Below are 600 nucleotides of genomic sequence, written 5' to 3'. Positions count from 1 at the left end.
AATCGTATGGCAGATCTGATGAAGAATCAACGACCAAATAATAGCTCGGATCGATTCCCGCCTCTTTGAACAATGAAGTCAGCTCAAAATAAGCCGACATTTCTTCATTCGGATTGAATTCAACGTATTGGAACAGCTGGCGGTTAATGAATCTGCGGCACAAGTCGGATAAAATCGCGTCTTCTTCATCCTCCCAGGCCTGGAAGTAATACAAAATAATAGATTCATCCAGCTTTACATAATCCTCCAGTGTCAATTTCCCTTCAAAAATAGAATAGAAATGAACCGGAGCGTGAGTGAAGACATAGCCTTCATCGTGCAGCTGCTTCGCCCTGTGAAGAATCTTCGTTAAAATGACCTCTGCACTTCTGGTCACAGGATGGAAGTAGACCTGCCAGTACATTTGGTAACGGCTCATGATATAGTCTTCGACAGCGTGCATTCCGCTTTCTTTAATGACGATCTGATCCTCGCGCGGCCGCATCACCCGAAGAATCCGCTCCATATCAAAATGGCCGTAGCTGACGCCCGTATAATATGCGTCGCGCTGGAGGTAATCCATGCGGTCTGCGTCAATCTGACTCGAAATCAGGCTGACCA

General features: G+C 46.2%; 1 protein-coding gene. It reads right to left on the bottom strand.

Going from position 1 to position 600, the window contains the following annotated elements:
• On the bottom strand, nucleotides 1-600 hold a 600-nt coding region (locus tag ACWHAR_RS29505), incomplete at both ends, for an HD domain-containing protein (protein WP_452088746.1).

The sequence above is a fragment of the Bacillus sp. LR--39 genome, from assembly GCF_053613335.1.
The sequence above is the reverse complement of the archived record's forward strand: the minus strand, read 5'-3'. Positions and strand labels throughout refer to the sequence as shown.